Source organism: Burkholderia sp. RF4-BP95 (assembly GCF_001521985.1).
GTDB classification, from domain to species: domain Bacteria; phylum Pseudomonadota; class Gammaproteobacteria; order Burkholderiales; family Burkholderiaceae; genus Burkholderia; species Burkholderia diffusa.
Genome location: NZ_LOSX01000048.1, coordinates 1 through 556 on the forward strand (window position 1 = coordinate 1; position 556 = coordinate 556).

The 556-nt window shown below is 62.2% G+C and carries 2 protein-coding genes; one reads left to right on the top strand and one right to left on the bottom strand.

The window, feature by feature from the left end:
• A partial coding sequence (locus tag WS46_RS36235; RefSeq protein ID WP_218921256.1) for a hypothetical protein occupies nt 1–255 on the bottom strand: 255 nt, incomplete at its 3' end.
• Between WS46_RS36235 and WS46_RS18000 the strand changes: the two genes are divergently transcribed.
• A complete protein-coding gene (locus tag WS46_RS18000; protein WP_059596233.1) occupies nt 245–496 on the top strand; it encodes a hypothetical protein in 252 nt (83 codons plus the stop codon). The two genes, WS46_RS36235 and WS46_RS18000, sit on opposite strands and share 11 nt — an antisense overlap.
• Nucleotides 497–556 lie beyond the last annotated feature (60 nt).

Below are 556 nucleotides of genomic sequence, written 5' to 3' on the forward strand. Positions count from 1 at the left end.
GAGATGGATCGACCATCGTTCCGGTGCGCGACGCAACTGTCCGACCCGCTCGTCAATCGATGGTTTGCGCACATCGTTGCGGTGGCCGACGCATTCGCGATCAACACGCAGGTACGACTGGCGATGTGGCTCGCGCACATGGGACACGAATCGAGGGGTTTTACGTCGCTGGTTGAGTCGTTCAATTACCGGATCGATGCGCTGGCGATCTTCTCGCGGATTCCAGCCGCGATGCACGCACGACTTGAGCGTCACCCCCGGCGAAACGATCGTGGCGGTCCAACGGCAAATCGCGATCCTGGCCTACGGCGGGCGCTTCGGTAACGGCGGTGTCGTGTCGGGTGATGGCTGGCGCTATCGCGGGCACGGCCTGAACCTGAAACAGATCACATCCAAGGACAACTACCGCGCGTGCTGCACCGCGCTTGGACTAGATCTCGTGTCTCACCCGGAATGGCTCGAACGGGATGGGCTCGCGGCCCGCTCAGCGGGGTAGCTCTGACAGTCGCACGGCTGTAATGAACTGGTGGATGCCGGAGATTTTGCGGGTACCCCC